The following is a 19,117-nucleotide window of genomic DNA, read 5'->3' on the forward strand; positions in this document are numbered from 1 at the left end:
TTCAGTGATATCTCGACTACCTCGATGGGTGGAATACGGAGCATTCCTTCTTGCCCTGCTTGCCGGAATAGTTAACGCGATAGGTTTACTTGGTTTTCAGCACCAAGCGGTTTCGCACATTTCAGGAACAGTGACTCTGCTTGGCACCAGCATTGAATCATTGGATGGCATGACCACGCATCTACTGATGATCTTAGTCAGCTTTCTTTTGGGCGCGACGCTCGCCGGCGCATTTTTTGAGTGTACCGCTTTGAAGCTTGGTCGCCGCTATGGTGTAGCGTTATGTATTGAAGCGGGTTTGCTATTTATTGCTTACCTACTCCTCGAGCAAAACGTCACATCTGGACAGTACTTTGCCTCCGCGGCATGTGGACTGCAGAATGCCATGATCACCACTTTTAGCGGCGCGGTAGTACGCACCACTCACATGACCGGTATTATCACTGATCTGGGCATCATGATTGGCGCACGTCTTCGCGGCGAGCGCTTTGATTTTCGCAAAGCTAAACTATTCCTGTTTATCTTTGCCGGTTTCTTATTTGGTGGTGTCGTCGGTGCTAGACTCTTTGATCATTACCACATCGCGTCACTTATGGCACCAATTGCACTCGCACTGATACTGGCGTTAGTGTACTGGCTGTATCTCTACCTAACTCGCCATAAACGCCACTCAGTACAATAAAAAATTATTAGTGCAGGAGCACTTAACGGCTCCTGTTTTCTAACTAGTTCTATTTTTTACTCCACTCAGTTTACACTTGTCTATAATTCATACTGTTAGCAAAACTATATGATGAATAAATAGCGGTATTTATTGAATAGTATTGCGAATTTACTTAAAACACAGTAGTCTTCGCTAAACTGACTAAATACGGATGTTTAGTGAATAACTATGCCAAGGAAAATGGCAATTATTGACTAGTTGTAACATGAGAACCGCAATGACAAACAAAACTCAAGCAACCGGGCAAAGCAGACCTAAATCTCACTTCTGGATCTTTTTGATTCCGTCGCTGATTGGTGTGTTTCTATTTATGGCTCCGATTAGCTATAACGGTGATATCACCATCCCTGTTGCTGTATTGGCCAAGTCTATCCAAGCGCTATTTGGTGACTCACTAGTAAGCATCGTCACCGCTATCGTGGCATTTATGGCGGCAGCATCTCTATTGTGCCGAGTAAAAAACCCAAACTTTATTGCTAACAGCCAATTTTTAAATGGGTTATTTAACCCATCGCCTCTTTGGTTAGCAGTGCGCGTTGTCGGTGGTATTGCTGTCGTGATGACTTACTTCCAGATTGGTCCAAAAGCGATCTGGGAAGGCAACACAGGTGGCTTGGTTCTAGAAGGTCTATTACCGACCCTGTTCTCAGTGTTTATCTTTGCCGGTCTTTTACTGCCACTATTATTGAACTTCGGTCTACTGGAGCTGTTCGGTACTTTGCTAGCAAAAGTGATGCGTCCTATCTTCAACCTACCTGGTCGCAGCGCGATTGACTGCATGGCGTCTTGGTTAGGCGACGGCAGTGTCGGTATTTTGCTTACTAGCAAGCAATACGAAAACAAATTCTATACTGAGCGTGAAGCTGCTGTTGTGGGTACAACTTTCTCTGCGGTATCGATTACGTTTAGTTTGGTCGTTATTGCTCAAGTTGAACTTGAACATATGTTCCTACCTTTCTATGGTGCGGTGTGTTTAGCAGGTTTTGTTGCGGCGGTAATTATTCCTCGCCTACCACCACTAAGTTACAAGCGTGATACCTTTATCGATGGTACTAAACCTGCTGACGATGCTGATGCAATTCCAATGGGCCATTCAAGCTTTTCTTGGGGTATGGAGCTTGCGTTAGAAAAAGCGGGCAAAGTGAAATCACTCAAAACCATCCTACAAGAAGGCGTTCACAACGCAGTGGATATGGTGTTTGGTGTATTGCCGGTCGTTATGGGTCTCGGTACTGTTGCGCTGGTTATTGCTGAATACACATCGATATTCTCGTTCCTAGGTCAACCATTTATCCCATACCTAGAGCTATTAGGTGTGCCTGAAGCGGCGGCGGCATCAAAAACCATCGTGATTGGTTTTGCGGATATGTTTATCCCATCGATTCTAGCGGCTTCGATCGACAGTGAAATGACTCGATTTGTTATCGCGGCGATGTCAGTGACTCAGCTGATCTACATGTCTGAAGTGGGCGCTCTATTGCTTGGTAGCCGTATCCCAGTAAACATCTTCGAGCTATTTGCTATTTTCATTTTACGTACGCTGATCACACTGCCTGTCATTGCAGGTGTCGCGCACCTGATTTTCTAAGCAGTACTTAGCTGAACTAATTAAACGAAGCAATTCGACGAAGCAATTCAACATCGATAAACAAATGGCTACCTGATTGAGGTAGCCATTTTTGTATGTGTTACTTAAACAATGCTTAGCTTATTTTCGGGGCTGAATCGAGCGATACGCGACATCAGTTAAGTAATCATTCAAGCGGTGCGACGCAGCAACGGCTTCTTCCGCGTCGGTATGGCTCACGGCTCTTAGCACAGCAGCATGCAGTGATGATGCCTCAACCAAATCGGATGCTTCATTTTTATATGCAAACCAAAATCGACGTGAGAGACCTTGCAGTGGTGCCATTGCCAATTGCAAATATTCGTTGCTAGCGGCTTTAACCAATACTGTGTGAATCTCTTTTAACAAAGAAGCATAGAGTAAGTCATCTTTGTTCTCGGCACACACTTCAAGCTGCTCGGCTAGATACAGCATTTGCTGTTTCTCGGTCACACTCGCTCTTGAGGCGGCATACTTAACGCACAGCGCTTCAATGTCGCGACGAACTTCCAAGATTTTTAGCTGGCTCTCAATTGAAATCACCGGAATTTGAATGCCACGGCGAGGGTGTATCTCGACCATACATTCGTACGCAAGTCGCTGCAGAGCCTCACGCACTGGCGTGCGCCCTAAATCTAACTCTTCAGCCAACTGTTTCTCACTGACCATACTCCCTGGTTCTAATTCGCGGAAGATGATCATTTTCTCGAGCTTACTATATGCAACCTCGGTCTTATTGATTGCGTTAACGCTCATATAGGTTCTATTCCTTTATAAAATCTTTTAGTGAGCAATATCACGTTAAAGAAGAATCTCATTGTACCAGAAAAGAAATTAGGAATATATTAAAACCACACAACTGATATATCAGATGAACATCAGTTATCTATTAGTGAGGTAAGAATGAAATCTTGGAACATTATCCGTCGTTATGAGAGCACACCTGATCTGCCAGTTTTGGCTGAGGTAGAGGTGTTGGTCATCGGTGGTGGTCCTGCTGGCGTAGCAGCAGCGGAAAGCGCTGGTCGCCTTGGTAAGCAAACTTGGCTAATTGAAAAGTACGGCTTTTGTGGCGGTGCAGCAGTAGCCGGTCTATCTGGCACGATCTGCGGTATGTACATGGCGACGGACGCAGAAGACGCACAACCAGAGCAGGTAGTGTTCGGTTTTACAGAACGTTTCCGTCAAGCACTTGAAAACAAAAGCGGTGTGACTGAACCACAACGTTACGGCAAGACATTCACAGTAACTCACGACCCTCTTGTATGGCGTGAAGTGGCTGACGACTTCCTAGAGCAAGCTGGCGTAACCACACTATTCCACACAGCGGTAACGGGTGTGATCATGGATGGCGATGCATTTAAAGGTGTGATCGTTGAATCGAATGCAGGTCAAAGCGTGATCCTAAGCAAGATGATCATCGACGCATCTGGTGATGCTGCAGTAGTTGCACGTGCAGGCATGGACTACTACTTCGGCGACAATGGTCGTATCCAAAACCCGACAATGTTCTTCCGCTTCGGTGGTGTAGACATGGATAAGTACCTTGAGTACTACGGTGAAGATACTATCTGTCCACCAAAAGTAACTGAAAATATCCTTGCGGCAAACGCTAGCGGTGAATACGAACTGCCACGCCACAAGATTTGGATCTTCCCAACCACTCGTGCAAACGAGCTAATGGTTAACGCGACACGCCTAGCCGGCCAAGATGGCCGCATGCTAAACGTGATTGATCCAACTGATTTTACTGAAGCTGAAGTGTTTGGCCGTCGCCAAGTACGTGAATACGCACGCTTCCTAAATAAATTCGTACCTGGCTGTGAAGATGCATTCGTCGTAGACACTGGTGTTGAAGTGGGTATCCGCCAAACGCGCTCTATCGTTGGTGTTGAGACCCTAACGAACGAAGACGTAGTTAACTGCCGTAAACGTGAAGATGGTATCTGCCGTACACCATGGCCAATCGAGCTTCACTCAGGTGACAAACCTAAACTGCACTGGCTACTAAACGATTACTACGATATTCCGTTCCACACACTTGTACCTGTTGTTGGTGAAAACATCATCGTTGCAGGTCGCTGTTTGAGTGCGGAGCACGAAGCATTAGCTTCTGCTCGCGTAACAGCGCAGTGTTTTGAACTCGGCCACGCAGCAGGTATTGCTGCAGTACAAGCAATTGATACAGATTCGGCGATTCGTGACCTAGATGTTGCGACAATTCGCGCCACCATGATTGAAAATGGCTCACGCCTGTAAGGATTAAGACTATGAACGATGTAAAAATTAAACGCGTTGAACTATATGCTGTAGCAGACCGCGAAGCGGCTCCTGTGCCATGGGCTGATAACCAAGAGCCACTGCTCTACACTAACAACATCGTACGTATTATCTGTGATGATGGTACTGAAGGTGCAGGCGCGACAATCAGTTACACAGAGAACGATTTCGACCGTTGCATCATTGAATCACTGCGTACTGTTGTACCTGGTCTAATTGGTAAAAACCCTCTAGCGACTCAAGAGCTGTACAACTGGCTGCAATCTCGTTGTACTTGGGGCGGACTTCCTGCGAAATCACCTATCGATATCGCGGCGTGGGACATCAAAGCGAAAAAAGCAGGCATGCCTCTTTACTTACTTCTAGGTGGCGCACGCAACAAGATGCTTTCTTACGCTTCTACACCAATGTTTGACACTGTTGAAGAGTACTTCCCGTACCTAGACGATTGTGTGGACCATGGCTTCAAAGCAATCAAACTTCACTGCTACTGTGTATACGAGAAAGACGTAGCGCTAGTTGATGCCGTTCAAGCTCGCTACGGCGAAACTGGTATTCGTTTCATGCTTGATACAGCAACTTTCTACACGCCAGAACAAGCAATGGCAATGGCTCGTCGTCTGGAAGGTTACAACTGGGAATGGCTAGAAGCTCCAGTTTCTGACTACGACTACAACACTTACAAGCGCCTAGTTAAGAATACTGACCTTGAAATTTCAAGCCATGGTAACTGCCTACTGACTCTACAAGAAGTGACATACGCACTGTCTAAAGAAATGTGGTCAGACGTACGCCAAGACGCAACAGTGTGTGGCGGTATTACACCACTAAACAAATGTTTCCACATTGCTGAAGGTTTCTCTAAGAATCTTGAAATTCAATCAATGGGTTACACCTTGACTCAAGCCGCTAACCTACACGTAGCGCTTGCGCACAACAACTGTAAATTCTTCGAACAGTTCTACCCATACGACGATTTCGAACTAGCGTCAAAAACGGTTATTCGTACCGACAAAGAAGGCTATGTTCACGCTCCAGAAGGTAATGGTCTAGGTATCGAAATGGATTGGGACAAAGTAAAAGAAATGTCTGTAGCATCTTACGTTTTTGAATAATCGAATGCTGCAAGAACAACAATAATTAAATACAGAGACAGCAAAGGCTGACACCTCTTCCTACATTGCGCTTCCCTCCACGTTCTGCTTAACAAAGAACGGGAGGGAGGACAAAAATGATGTCAGTTATCCGTCCGAGTATTCGCAAAATTAGACAATATTGGATAGTCACAAAATGAAATTGAATACTTCAGAAATAGACTGGAAACTTACCTTCGGCAGTTTTGGATTCGTGCTGCTTTTAGGTATTCTTGCAGTGGTTTACCCAGAGGCAGTAAAAAGCTCTATGGGCAGCATGCTTGACTTTACCGTAATTAACTTCGGTTCTGGTTTCCTTTGGTACACAATCTTTGCAACTGCCGCACTGCTGTTCCTTGCTTTCTCAAAATACGGTGACATCCGTATGGGTGATAGCAAACCAAAATTCACTAAATTCCAGCTTTTTGCAATGGCATTATCTGCTGGTATGGGTGCAAGTACCATGTACTGGGGCTTCATCGAAGCAGTCTACTACTTCATGGACCCACAATTTGGTATTACCGACAAAGCAATGGCTATGGAGTACGCATCTGCGTACAACATGTTCCACTGGGGCGCGGCAGGTTGGTTTATCTACCTAATCGTTGCTATCCCATTTGCGGTTGTATTCTACCTAAAAGGCAGCCGTCGCATGAGCTTGAGTGGTGTTATCAACGCACTATTTAACGACCGCCTACCAGTATGGGCACAGAAGTTCATCGACCTACTGTTCATCATTACAACACTGGCAGCAACAGCGCTGACTCTAGGTCTTGGTATTCCAATGATCTCGTCTAACCTAGCAAGCTTAACTGGTATTCCAGATAACTTGATGTTGGGTATTGGCGTTATCCTAGGTCTATCTGTGATCTTCTCTATGAGTTCATACATCGGTATCGAAAAAGGTATGGCTCGTCTATCAAGCGCAACAATCTACATCTGTGCTGCGTTTGTAGGCATCATCTTCATCATCGGTCCTTCTGCACTGATCATGAACAACCTAACAAACGGTATCGGTGTAATGCTTTCGGAATACATCCGCATGAGCACCAACACTGACCCGTACGGCTCAACACTGTTCCCTCAATACTGGACTGTGTTCTTCCTAGCGAACTGGATCTCTTACTCTCCTGGTGTGGGCGTATTCATCACTAAGATCATCCAAGGTCAAAAACTACGTGACGTTATCCTTATCCTAGTTATCGGCGGCACAATGGGTTCTGCAGTTATCTTTGGTGTGTGTGGTACGTTCTCTATGGATCTGATCAACACTGGCGTTATCGATGGCGTTAAACTGATTGCTGATGGTCAACCGACTGAACTGGTAAAACAGATCTTTAACTCAACGTCTATTCCAATGATTCTAACTGCGATTTACCTAGTGACCATGATTCTATTCACGGTAACAACTCTAGACGGTACTTCTTACTCTCTAGCAGGCATCGCAACTAAACAACTGGATGACGAAGCGAACGTAAACCCAATGTTCCGTTTGTTCTGGTGTCTATTACTGACAGCACTGCCAATCATCTTCCTATTGATTGAAGCAGACCTGAACATTCTAAAAGCGTTCCCTGTACTGATTATCGTATTGATTGTACCTGTGTTCTTTGTTGCAGCAGTGAAGACTCTGCAATACCTAAAACTGAACTACAACTCAATCATGGCTCACCAACTTGAGCAAGATAAGCTGCTAGGCCTTGACACGGAAGAAGTACAAGCTGAAACAGCAACGCAAAAACCAGCTATCCAAGCGTAAGTTTGAAGTAGTTTGGAAATAGAAAATAAGTCATAAGTCAAAGGCACCCTCGGGTGCCTTTTTTTGTGCTCGGTGAAGCAAGAGCACAAATACAAAAAGACCACCCGAAGGTGGTCTAATAAAGCGTTACGATTCTGCTTACTCGTCGTCAGCTTTTGGTGCAACTTTCTTCTTCGGAATAAAGACACTGTCACCCACAGCAACGTGTTGATAGAAACCTTTATCGCGTTTAACTGGTTTCTTCGGTGCTTTCTTCGCTTGCTGCTTTGTCTTATTGCGGTAATCCACTTTACCGTTGCGAGACACAGGAGTCTTCGGTTTTAAACCTTTGAACTTACCTACTAAACCTTCCAGCGTAGAGAACGCAAGATCTTGGTGTAAGTATGCTTCAACACGTTTAAAGCTGTCCCAATCTTTAGGGCCAACCAGAGAAACCGCATCACCTTTGTTACCCGCACGACCAGTACGACCAACACGGTGTACGTATTCCTCAGTGTGCTTAGGCATATCAAAGTTAATTACGTGAGTCACGTTCGCAATATCAAGACCACGAGAGGCCACATCAGTCGTAACTAGGATCTTAAATACTGCACGCTCAAACTGACTCATAATTGTGTTGCGTTGAGTCTGGTTTAGGTTGCCGCTTAGTGCGATAGCCTTAAGCTTTTTCTCATTTAACTTAGCGGTAAGACGCTCGGTATCATCACGAGTTGCAGTAAAGATAATCACCTGACGGTACTCAGACTCTTCTAATACTCGCTCTAGAATCGCTTCTTTATGATCTAAGTGATCACACAAGTAGAATTTTTGCGTAATGTCTTGGTGTTCTTGGTTAGAGATACCTACTGCGATACGTTTTGGCGCATCTTGCATCTCGGCGGCAATACCATTTACTTCTGCGTGATCAAGGGTGGCAGAGAACATCAAAGTTTGGCGACGACGGTGCTTCGCTGCATTATTGATACGACGAAGTTCTGGTGCGAAACCAAGATCCAACATACGGTCAGCTTCGTCTAACACAAGTGTTTCTAAGCCATCAAGGAATAGAGATTTGTGTTCAAGGTGGTCAGCTAGACGCCCTGGCGTTGCCACAATGAATTTCGGGTAACGGCGCAGCGCTTTAACTTGGTCGTTAAAGTTCTCACCACCCACGATAAGTGTTGCATCATAGGTCAGGCCACCAAGCATCGCACGCAACTCACCATACACTTGTTTTGCAAGTTCACGAGTCGGTGCCAAAATCAAACCACGAGGATCTTTTGCTGAAAACGCTTTTGACTTAAGCGATTTGTGAAGCATAGGCAACACAAACGCTAAGGTTTTACCTGAACCGGTTTTTGATGAAGCAAGCAAATCTTTACCAGCAATCGCAACAGGAATTGCTTGTTTTTGGATATCTGTTGGCTTCTTAAACGCGTAGTGGTTCAAGTTTTTTAGTAAGCGATTATCTAAGCCTAAATCTTTAAACTGCAAAGTATTCTCCAAAGTCAGTTTCGGCAAGGGGCCGTCAATTAAAATTAAACACGCTATGATACCTCGAAAGCAGGCAAAATGGATAGAGATCACAGAAAATAATCCCTTGCTCACTTGACGAAATAATGAACATCAACTCAATGCACTAGTACGTTTTTACGACACTTGCACCAAAAGTAGCTAAATTCTTGGAATATTTTGACTTTTCTATACTGTGTAAATTGTATATTTCGAGCTACACTATGTTTGTTGCTATACATTCAAACGTATAGGACATTTATGATACTTAAAAATGCAAGGAGTTCATCCATGAACAAAATGTTTATCGCAGCTGCAGCGACTTCAGTTCTTCTACTAGCTGGTTGTGCATCAGGTCCAGACGAAGCAACAACTGCAAAACTAGACGAACTAAGCAATCAAGTAAGTCAGCTAAGCCAAGACGTTAATTCTCTAAAATCTGACGTAAACAAAGCTGGCGGCGCAGCAATGGCAGCGCAAGAAGAAGCAGCACGCGCTAACGAGCGTATCGACAACATCGCACAATCTTACACTAAATAAGATTTAGCTTGTTGTTCACTACGTTTGGGTTGCGATAGCAACTGGAAAAGCAGTGAACTCGCTATGAGCTCATAGATTAAATCCGATATCATCGATATCGGATTTTTTTATGTGAATTTTTGATTAAAGTTAGCCTTTGAGAGACTTAATCAATACTGATGTATCCATGCGGCCTAAGCCTTGCTCTTGAAGCGTGGCATAACGTTGATCCACCTCTTTTGTTAGAGGAAGCTCGACACCTAGACGCTCCGCTTCTTCGATACAAAAGCCTAAATCTTTACGCATCCAGTCAATCGCAAAACCAAAGTCAAACTTGTCTTGTGCCATGGTATTCGCGCGGTTTTCCATCTGCCATGAGCCAGCCGCACCAAACTTAAGCGTATCGACTACTTGTGCGATATCTAAGCCCGACTTTTCAGCTAAAATCAATGCCTCACTCAATCCTTGTAGAACGCCAGCAATACAGATTTGGTTCACCATCTTACAACGTTGACCCTGACCGCTTTCACCTAGCAAAGTGCTTTGCTTAGCGTAAACATCCATAATCGGCGCCACACTATCGAACACAGCTTGTTCACCACCGCACATAATCGTGAGTACGCCATTTTCCGCACCCGCTTGGCCACCAGATACTGGCGCATCAATAAAGGCAATACCTTGTTCTTTAGCTGCTTGCGACAGCTCCATCGCTAAATTTGCCGATGTGGTGGTGTGATCCACCAGCACTGCACCTGGTTTTAAACCAGCGAGTACACCATCTTCGCCGTAAATCACGCTACGAACGTCGTTATCATTGCCCACACACACAAACACCACATCGCAGCCTTGAGCTGCTTCTCTTGGCGTTTGACAAGCCACACCTTGATACTCAGCTTGCCATTTTTCCGCTTTAGCAAAAGTACGGTTATATACGCGAGTTGTGTAACCCGCTTTACTTAGATAACCCGCCATCGGATAGCCCATCACACCAAGACCGATGAAAGCAACGGTTTTGCTCTCCATGTTTTACTCCCCTATTATTTTTATATTGACTCTATCGCTCCAGCACTTGAATATTTGATAGAGCTAGAATGCTAATCACAATGACGTAAATTGTTTTTTTTGGCTAATGCTTTTTTGCAAATATTCACTCGGTTCGCCATCGTTTTTGTGTAAAAATGCTCCTCCACTCAACTCTTTATTTGCAACAAGATGAACTTTAAAGCTGCTATTTTTGACATGGATGGTTTGCTATTGGATACAGAACGCCTTTGTATGCGTGTATTCAAGCAAGCTTGTGAAACCTTGGGCTTTCCATTCCATAAAGATGCTTATCTCAACATAATTGGACGTAACGCCGCTGGGGTAGAAAAAATTCTTGCTCAAGCTTATGGTGATGATCTTCCTGCCATTCACCAAGAGTGGAAACGCAACTATGATGCGATCACACATCATCAGGCAATTGACGTTAAGCAAGGCGTGGTCGAGCTACTGCAATGGTTAAACGCCAACAACATACCTACCGTAGTTGCGACTTCAACTCGTAAAGAATTGGCTGAAATTAAATTAAGACTCGCAGGTTTAGATGGCTACTTTGATGGCTTAACTTGTGGCTGTGAGGTCCGTAACGGTAAACCAGATCCTGAAATCTACCTATTGGCAGCAGAGCGTATTGGTGTAGAGCCAAGCCTGTGTCTGGCATTTGAAGACTCTTCGAATGGCGTTATCGCGGCAGTTTCTGCTGGTATGCAGACCTATCAGATCCCAGATCTTGTTGAGCCTAATGATGAGATCATTGCGCTTGGTCATAAGATTAAACCATCATTGTCGGCGGTGTTGGAAGAGCTGAAAGCAAGCTGATTAAAAGAGGAGTCCTGAAAGGCTCCTTTTTTATTAGCATTGTTTTACAGGTATATACTGTCGAATCACCGCTTTCATCTTTATTAAAGCGATTACAATGGATGTTATTAATTACCAGATCTAACAACAACCCACATTTAATAATATTAACAAATAGAAACCCACAACTATTCATTTGTTTTAGACTGCAATACAAATAAATTTCAAAGAACCTTTATCTTTGAGCAAATAAATTATTTTAGATACCCAATCACCCTCTAATATGTGGTATTTCCATGCCAACAGTTGGCTACTACTAGGAATCAAGAGACACGTTAAGACCAAAGCTAAGTCTGACGTTGCTGTTACCGCTCTTCCTATGTGCTTCTCGTACTGCCATAAGACTTATGTCTAATTACTACTCTGCCATTTTTAGGATAAATTACTTCTCGTAATTCGGTAGCATGACGCTATTTTTAGTTATTTAAGATTGTTATGTAAACAATGAACCCTATCTTTTATAACTAACAAAAACAAATCTAAAAAAGAAATATCGTCATTTACCTTTAATTAGTATGAATCATAATTAATTATGGAGTTTTTTTGTAATAAAAATACAGATAACTACTCCGCTAAATTTTCATACAGTGAGTAAATAGCGTTTATTAAAATAACACAACTTAGATGTGTGAATGAAAGGAATCACAATGAGCAGTACTTTAGAGTCCGTGCCTTTACGAGAAGATAAGCCCCAAGTCAGTGATAATGAACTTACTTATGAACAGCAACATAAACCAAGCTCGGAATTTGATTCCCGTGAACAATATCTAGAAAACGAATTACGAATAATGGCGCCTAAACGCTGGCGTCCAAATTTGCCATTTAAAGATTATCGATTTGAGGTAGAAGATACCATCCCTGCAATGGCAGGGACGATTGGTAAGATTGTTATGGTAGGAGCCATTGCCGCCACCTTTGCTGGGGCTCTGGGGCTAAATGAAGGCTTTATATTAGAAAATGTTCGTTATGAATTACTGATAGCCTCCGTTTTCATTATTCTTTTCTCAGGCTTTTTACTGCCAACCGCTAACCTTGCAGGTACACACGGTCCACTCATCCCTTTAATTCCTATCGTCGTAGCCGCCGGCGGGCATCCGATGGCTTTTGGATTGCTGATTGGCGCTTTTGGCTTAATCTTGGCCATCAGTAAAGGTGGCAGCATGTTGGCAAATCTCACCAGTAAAGGCGTGTGTGGCGGTTTATTGCTCTACCTTGGCTTTGTGGGAACTGTCTCTCAAGTTAAAAAACTGTTCGCTTGGGCTGAGGGTATCGGTATGAGTCATATTGCTTTTGTCGTCATCTTTTGCACCATTATTTTATATGCTCTATTGGAACATTTTCGTAAGCGCTGGTTAGCGGTTCCGCTAAGCTGCTTACTAGGTGGTACTTTAGCATTTGCCATGGGCGCGCCGTTTTCTTTTCAAACCGAGCCAGGTTTACCCAATATGAACCCTATGTATTGGTGGGGAGAGAATACTGGCTGGATGTTAGGCTTGCCTACAATTGAACATTTCATGGTGGTATTACCTTTTGCGATTTTAGCCGTGGCTATGTGGTCGCCAGATTTTTTAGGGCATCAAGTTTTTCAAAAAATCAGTTACCCTGAACGTACAGAAAAAGTACACATGAACATTGATGATACCATGACCACGGCTTCAATTCGTCAAACGTTCGGTTCTCTGCTCGGCGGTGCTAATTTTACATCGTCATGGGGTACTTATATCGTGCCAGCGGCGATAGCTAAACGTCCTATTCCTGCTGGCGCTTTGCTGACAGCATTGTTCTGTATCATTGCCGCAGTTTGGGGCTACCCAATGGATTTAGCAATCTGGCAACCTGTACTTTGCGTAGCACTCATTGTTGGGGTATTTGTGCCATTGCTAGAAGCTGGAATGGAAATGACGCGAGAAGGGAAAACCACCCAATCAGCAGCCATTGTTGTATTTTCGTCCGCACTGGTTAACCCAGCATTTGGTTGGTCTCTCACCATGCTATTAGACAATCTAGGCTTAGTCGGCTGTAAAGAGCGCAGCGGTGAGCTGAGTAAAATGAACCGCTGGGTGTTACCTGGAATCATGTTTGTGGTGCTAACGAGCGTGATGGCGTTAGTGGGTCTACTACCAGGGATACCAGCAATCATTCCAAGTTTTCGTTAACCATTAGACAGAACCGCCTTTCTAGTTACTCTTTGGTAAGACGAAGAGTAACTAGACCGCTTTGGCAAACCAAAAGAAAATCACCAATCAAACTAAACAGCACTTCTCAACTATCACTCTCTACTCTCACTCTCAATTCTCCACTCTATACCCCCAACAATCCCATGGTTGCACTCTTTGAATTAATTGATAATAATTATCATTCAATGAGATAAGAGGTGGTTATGAATCCATTACAACCTGTCTACAACGCATACTTCAAAGCACAAGATCGATTTGTTCAACATAGAGCGCCTGATGGCTTTGAGCCAGATATCATTCAAGACTATATTCATTGGTCAATGACGATTGCCTCTTATTACGAAGAAGGGGCTGAAAATGAAAGCATCTTGTTGTGCGAGTTGTACCTGCGTCGGCTGTATTTCCATATGTTGGAAGCGATTCAAAACCCCAAACATAGCCGCATCTTCCGCCGCGTCTGCCTAGACTCGATCCATACTCCTTTACTTTGCCTCAAACGCTACTACTACCAATGGGAAGATGGCGACATCAAATTTCTAAAACTACAACAACAATTAAGGTGCATCCAAGCGCCCTAACAAAAGGACCTGACATGACACAAAAATTTCGTATTGAAAAGGACAGTATGGGGGAAGTCAAAGTCCCTTCGTTTGCCTTATACCAAGCCCAGACTCAACGCGCTGTCGATAATTTCCATTTTAGCCAGCACAAAATGCCTGTCGCATTTATACAAGCGCTCGCTTCTGTAAAACAAACCGCAGCAACCACCAATGCTCAACTAGGTTTGCTAGAAGGGGATATTGCTGTCGCGATTGAAGAAGCGGCGCAAGCCATTATTGATGGACAGCATTTGGAACATTTTCCGATCGATGTTTTTCAAACAGGCTCCGGCACCAGCTCAAATATGAATGCCAATGAAGTCATTGCCACCCTTGCCAGCGCAAAGCTCGGGGCGCCCGTTAATCCAAACGATCACGTCAATATGGGACAAAGCAGCAATGATGTGGTTCCAACGGCAATTCAAATCAGTGCAGCACTCACTATTGAAAATAATCTATTACCAGCCTTGGAGCACTTAATCACCAGCCTCACCAACAAACGCAAACAGATAGGACAAAGCGTTAAAACAGGGCGTACCCACCTAATGGATGCAATGCCGATAACGTTTGACCAAGAACTTGGTGGTTGGCAATATCAAATTGAACATGCTAAACAAGCTATTGAGCATCAACTCAAAGCCGTTAAAGCACTTGCTCAAGGCGGTACTGCAGTGGGGACAGGTATTAATGCCGATCCACGCTTCGCCTCTGCCTTTGCCGATAATCTCACCCAAGCGACACGTTGTCATTTTACGGCCAGTGAAAACTTCTTCTTTAACTTAAGTAGTCAAGATGCCATCGTTGCTCTCTCAGGTGCACTGAAAACCACTGCTGTGGCTATCTTAAAAATTTCGAACGACTTACGCTGGATGAACTCAGGACCATTAGCCGGTCTAGGAGAGATTGAACTGCAAGGTTTACAACCAGGCTCGTCGATTATGCCGGGAAAAGTAAACCCTGTTATTCCAGAAGCTGCAGCGATGGCTGCGGCGCAAGTCATTGGTAACGATACAACTATCACGGTTGCAGGCCAGTCAGGTAACTTCCAACTTAACGTTATGCTACCAGTGGTAGCGCACAATGTTCTCGAGAGCATTGAGTTACTGAGTAATAGCGCCACTGCCTTAGCAGACAAAACTATCGATAGTTTTAATATTCGCGAAGACAACCTCAAGCAAGCCCTCGACAAAAACCCGATCCTAGTGACGGCCCTAAATCCGGTAATTGGTTATCTGAAAGCAGCTGAAATCGCAAAGAAAGCCTATGCAGAAGGCAAGGCTATCGTTGATGTTGCCGATAGAGAAACGGATCTTGACCGAGAAGTTCTTGAACGTTTACTTGACCCAAAAAAACTCACCCAAGGCGGGCTTGCTGAATAGGTTCAATCGAGTAACCCAAAAGAAATCAAAGAGCCTTACTGGTTACTCTTTGGCAAAGCAAAGAGTAACCTTATCACTGACATGAGAGGCAAATAAGCCCGCAAACTTCTATGCGGGATACACCAACTCAAAGAAACTAAAATAACACCCATTCCAAACACTTAGATCTCGTTTCTAAATATCTAAAATCTCGGTTCTCCACTCTACTCTCTCCCATCTATCTCATAAATTCATCACTTGATGAATATGTGGGGAATTATGTTACTTTTCTTCACCTTACTAAAAATACTACTCTATAGCTAAGTTAAAGATTTGATCACATTGCAGACAGAGAATTTCAACTAAGCTGCATATATCACCAAGTGAACTAGAGACTAAGTGCATGAAAAGACTTCTATTAAGCGCCCTATTACTCATCACACTCAACGCTTGTACTCCTATCGAAAAAGAGAAAGCACTTGGCACTCTTGAACGTGACCGAGTCACCTTCTCTGCTACAGCAAATGAAATCATCCGTGAGTTGCCTATCAAAGAAGGCAGTATGGTCACTCAAGGTGATGTATTGGTGAAGTTAGATAGCAAAAACCAACAAGCTCTGCTCGCTCACGCGATAGCTGAGCAAGCCAAAGCAGATGCCTATTTACTGAAACTCACCAATGGTGAACGCCCCGAAGATATTGCTGCGGCTCAAGCACGTGTCGTACGTAGCCAAGCACAACTTACTGAAGCGCAGAAGAACTACCAACGTAAAGCAGAACTGGTGGCGAAAAAGCTGATTAGCCAATCTGAAAAAGATACCGCGCTTGCCGCGCGTGATTCTGCACGCGCCGAGCTAGACTCAGCCAATGAAGAATTCGCCAAATTAACCGCAGGCTCGCGCCTTGAAGACATAGAACAAGCTAAAGCGGCGCTTGCGGCAGCACAAGCTGATGTTGCCTTAGAGGAGCAGAAGCTGGCTGAACTAACGATCGTCGCTACCCGTTCTGGCGTGCTAGACAATCTACCCTACAACTTAGGTGAACGTGTACCTGTTAATGGTATTGTTGCCGTAGTACAAGCGAGCCAAGTTCCTTATGCTCGCGTTTATGTACCAGCAAGCCACCGTGTCGAATTTATCGCAGGTAAAACGGTGAAAGTGCATGTCGACGGCGTGGAGCAAGCCTTTGATGGCACTGTCCGTTGGGTTGCTACTGAGCCGTCATTCACCCCTTATTACGCACTCACCGAAGAAGAACGCTCGCGTCTAATGTACTTAGCGGAAGTAGACTTAACTCAAGCCGCAATCCGGTTACCTTCTGGCTTGCCTGCGCAAGTCGATCTTAATCAGGAGTAACCATGTCAGAATTTGCAATTCAAGCCAGCGACGTGGTGAAAAAATTTGGCGACTTTACCGCGATTGAAGGCATTAACCTGAATGTTCCAAAAGGCAGTATCTACGGTTTCCTCGGTCCCAATGGTTGTGGCAAATCGACAACGATTCGCGTACTCACCGGATTACTCAGCCCGACATCTGGCAAAGTAGACGTATTGGGTCTTGAGATCCCCAAACAGTCGGAGTTACTGCGTTTAAAAATCGGTTACATGACGCAAAAATTCTCGCTTTATGATGACCTAACAGTTGAAGAGAACTTGCAGTTTATTGGGCAAATATTTGGTATGCCAAATAGTGAACTACACAATCGCATCAACCAACAGCTTGGCATTTATGGACTCGATCAACGCAGAAAGCAGCGCGTTAGCGGCATGAGTGGTGGGCAGAAACAACGCCTTTCTCTTGCGGCAGCGACGATGCACAAACCTGAATTACTCTTTCTTGATGAACCCACTTCGGCGGTAGACCCTGAGAATCGCCGTGAGTTCTGGGAACAGCTGTTTGATCTCAGCGATCAAGGTACCACCATCTTAGTCACTACCCATTACATGGATGAAGCTGAACGTTGCCATCGCCTCGCCATTATGGAGTCAGGGCTCATTCGCGCCGATGGTGAGCCGGAACGTCTCATGGCAGAGATGGGGGTGAATATTATTGAAGTCAAAGCCCCTTCGCTACGAGCACTGAAAGAGAAGCTACTGAAACGCCCGCAAGTGCGCTCAGCGGCGCAGCTGGGTATTCGCCTACGCGTTTTGATTTATGATCAAGTAACCAACCCGATTGAGTGGCTTGCCAATGAGTTCCCTGAACTTAAAGACGCTGAAATGAATATCGCCCGTCCAAGTTTAGAAGACGTGTTTGTGACCGTCACCGGGGAGGGACGCCAATGATCAAGAGTCTCGCCCGAATGAAAGCGGTGATGATCAAAGAGATCCGCCAGCTTTCTCGTGATCGTATTACCTTTGGTATGGTGGTGATGATCCCGCTTATTCAGCTGCTACTGTTTGGCTTTGCGATTAATACCGATGTGCGCAATATCCCTGTTGCTGTGGTTGATCAGAGCCAAAGTGCCGCAGGTCGTGTGCTGACCGAATCTGTTCGTGTCACGCAAGTGGTCGATATCACCCAGCGCTTTAACACTCCACAAGAAGCAGAACAAGCGATACAAGAAGGTATCGTGCGGGCCGCTTTGATTTTGCCACCCGATCTCACTCAACGTATGGTGCAAGGGCGTGAACTTGGGCAATGGATTGTCGATGGGTCCGATACCATGATCAGTGCTGCGATATTGGGCTTACAAAGTATGCCACTGACGGATTTCGATTTTGAGATCAAACCCCAGGTACATAAAACCTTCGAAGTCGCGTTGTTTTATAACCCAAGCCAGCGCTCAGCAGTTAACATCGTTCCCGGCTTACTTGGTGTCATTCTTACAATGACGATGATTCTGTTTACCAGTGCTGCCATCGTGCGTGAACGTGAAAGAGGCAACCTAGAGCTACTCATCACAACACCGATCCATTCGATGGAACTGATGATCGCGAAGATCGTACCTTATATTTTCGTGGGTTTAATTCAGGTCGGGATCATTCTGGGATTAGGTCATTCTATTTTTGGTGTCCCTATCAATGGCGCGCTAAGTCAAATTTTACTGGGGACATTGTTGTTTATCGCTGCTAGCTTGACTTTGGGGTTGGTTATTTCAACTGTTGCAAGTACCCAGCTGCAAGCGATGCAGATGACGGTATTTATCCTACTACCATCGATTTTGCTCTCGGGTTTTATGTTTCCCTACGAAGCAATGCCAGTGGCAGCGCAGTGGATATCAGAAGTATTACCCGCTACTCATTTCATGCGCCTGATACGCGGGATAGTATTACGCGGTGCGGATTTAGCTGACTTATGGCGTGATAGCCTCTGGCTTGGTGCCTTTACTGTTATCGGGTTAATTGTTGCGTCGAAACGGTTTAAAAAGTCCCTCGACTAAGTTCAATCGACATCCCTTTCCTACTGCGCGATCGGCTTTCTACTAAGCGATCGCGCTTTTCTTTTGTGTCTGTTTCTTGCTAAGTTTCTTGCTAAAAGGAAGCCTATTATTTCAAGCTCAGTTATCGCTATAATTACTACCGCACCCAATCCAAATATACCCAAGTAACCTCGAGGTGCTTGGATATAAGAT

16 protein-coding genes are annotated in these 19,117 nt (G+C 44.7%); 13 read left to right on the top strand and 3 right to left on the bottom strand.

Features of this window, described 5'->3' with window-relative positions:
- The first annotated feature begins 4 nt into the window (after window positions 1–4).
- Both IRQ95_RS04460 and IRQ95_RS04465 read left to right on the top strand, forming a co-directional pair.
- Window positions 5–682, top strand: a complete 678-nt coding sequence (locus tag IRQ95_RS04460; protein ID WP_194435798.1) for a DUF1275 family protein — start codon at window positions 5–7, stop codon at window positions 680–682.
- Window positions 683–941: 259 nt separating this feature from the next.
- Window positions 942–2,312, top strand: a complete 1,371-nt coding sequence (locus IRQ95_RS04465; protein WP_194435799.1) for a YjiH family protein — start codon at window positions 942–944, stop codon at window positions 2,310–2,312.
- 120 nt (window positions 2,313–2,432) lie between these two features.
- Here the strand turns inward: IRQ95_RS04465 and IRQ95_RS04470 are convergent, their stop codons facing one another.
- Window positions 2,433–3,086, bottom strand: coding sequence for a GntR family transcriptional regulator (locus IRQ95_RS04470; protein WP_194435800.1), 654 nt, complete (start codon window positions 3,084–3,086; stop codon window positions 2,433–2,435).
- Between the two features lie 147 nt (window positions 3,087–3,233).
- On the opposite strand from IRQ95_RS04470, the gene IRQ95_RS04475 reads away from it, so the two are divergent.
- From IRQ95_RS04475 to IRQ95_RS04485, 3 genes are all read left to right on the top strand, one after another.
- Window positions 3,234–4,589: an FAD-dependent oxidoreductase gene (locus tag IRQ95_RS04475; protein WP_194435801.1), complete on the top strand. Its 1,356-nt coding sequence runs from the start codon at window positions 3,234–3,236 to the stop codon at window positions 4,587–4,589.
- Between the two features lie 11 nt (window positions 4,590–4,600).
- The gene (locus IRQ95_RS04480; protein ID WP_194435802.1) at window positions 4,601–5,725 is read left to right on the top strand and encodes a mandelate racemase/muconate lactonizing enzyme family protein; all 1,125 of its coding nucleotides are present in this window, start codon (window positions 4,601–4,603) and stop codon (window positions 5,723–5,725) included.
- A 175-nt stretch (window positions 5,726–5,900) separates the two neighbouring features.
- Window positions 5,901–7,502: a BCCT family transporter gene (locus IRQ95_RS04485; RefSeq protein ID WP_194435803.1), complete on the top strand. Its 1,602-nt coding sequence runs from the start codon at window positions 5,901–5,903 to the stop codon at window positions 7,500–7,502.
- A 138-nt stretch (window positions 7,503–7,640) separates the two neighbouring features.
- Here the strand turns inward: IRQ95_RS04485 and IRQ95_RS04490 are convergent, their stop codons facing one another.
- On the bottom strand, window positions 7,641–8,987 hold the full coding sequence (locus IRQ95_RS04490; RefSeq protein ID WP_194435858.1) for a DEAD/DEAH box helicase: 1,347 nt from the start codon (window positions 8,985–8,987) through the stop codon (window positions 7,641–7,643).
- Window positions 8,988–9,284: 297 nt separating this feature from the next.
- On the opposite strand from IRQ95_RS04490, the gene IRQ95_RS04495 reads away from it, so the two are divergent.
- Window positions 9,285–9,533 carry an Lpp/OprI family alanine-zipper lipoprotein gene (locus IRQ95_RS04495; RefSeq protein WP_075648526.1) on the top strand — a complete coding sequence of 83 codons (249 nt, stop codon included), beginning with the start codon at window positions 9,285–9,287 and terminating at the stop codon, window positions 9,531–9,533.
- A 129-nt stretch (window positions 9,534–9,662) separates the two neighbouring features.
- On the opposite strand, the gene IRQ95_RS04500 is transcribed toward IRQ95_RS04495, so the two are convergent.
- Window positions 9,663–10,535: an NAD(P)-dependent oxidoreductase gene (locus IRQ95_RS04500; protein WP_194435804.1), complete on the bottom strand. Its 873-nt coding sequence runs from the start codon at window positions 10,533–10,535 to the stop codon at window positions 9,663–9,665.
- Window positions 10,536–10,724: 189 nt separating this feature from the next.
- Here IRQ95_RS04500 and IRQ95_RS04505 point away from each other — a divergent pair, with 189 nt between their 5' ends.
- From IRQ95_RS04505 to IRQ95_RS04535, 7 genes are all read left to right on the top strand, one after another.
- Window positions 10,725–11,372 carry an HAD family hydrolase gene (locus IRQ95_RS04505; RefSeq protein WP_194435805.1) on the top strand — a complete coding sequence of 216 codons (648 nt, stop codon included), beginning with the start codon at window positions 10,725–10,727 and terminating at the stop codon, window positions 11,370–11,372.
- A 686-nt stretch (window positions 11,373–12,058) separates the two neighbouring features.
- Window positions 12,059–13,567: a DUF3360 domain-containing protein gene (locus IRQ95_RS04510; protein WP_194435806.1), complete on the top strand. Its 1,509-nt coding sequence runs from the start codon at window positions 12,059–12,061 to the stop codon at window positions 13,565–13,567.
- A 224-nt stretch (window positions 13,568–13,791) separates the two neighbouring features.
- On the top strand, window positions 13,792–14,166 hold the full coding sequence (locus tag IRQ95_RS04515) for a hypothetical protein (RefSeq protein ID WP_194435807.1): 375 nt from the start codon (window positions 13,792–13,794) through the stop codon (window positions 14,164–14,166).
- A gap of 14 nt (window positions 14,167–14,180) precedes the next feature.
- Window positions 14,181–15,566 carry a class II fumarate hydratase gene (locus IRQ95_RS04520; RefSeq protein WP_194435808.1) on the top strand — a complete coding sequence of 462 codons (1,386 nt, stop codon included), beginning with the start codon at window positions 14,181–14,183 and terminating at the stop codon, window positions 15,564–15,566.
- 382 nt (window positions 15,567–15,948) lie between these two features.
- On the top strand, window positions 15,949–16,899 hold the full coding sequence (locus IRQ95_RS04525; RefSeq protein WP_194435809.1) for an HlyD family secretion protein: 951 nt from the start codon (window positions 15,949–15,951) through the stop codon (window positions 16,897–16,899).
- A 2-nt stretch (window positions 16,900–16,901) separates the two neighbouring features.
- Complete coding sequence (locus tag IRQ95_RS04530; protein ID WP_194435810.1) at window positions 16,902–17,828, top strand: ABC transporter ATP-binding protein; 927 nt, start codon at window positions 16,902–16,904, stop codon at window positions 17,826–17,828.
- The gene (locus tag IRQ95_RS04535; protein WP_194435811.1) at window positions 17,825–18,925 is read left to right on the top strand and encodes an ABC transporter permease; all 1,101 of its coding nucleotides are present in this window, start codon (window positions 17,825–17,827) and stop codon (window positions 18,923–18,925) included. Before IRQ95_RS04530 ends, IRQ95_RS04535 begins: the two co-directional genes overlap by 4 nt.
- The last annotated feature ends 192 nt before the right edge of the window (window positions 18,926–19,117 follow it).

The sequence above is a fragment of the Vibrio fluminensis genome (assembly GCF_015278125.1).
Classification (GTDB): Bacteria; Pseudomonadota; Gammaproteobacteria; order Enterobacterales; family Vibrionaceae; genus Vibrio; species Vibrio fluminensis.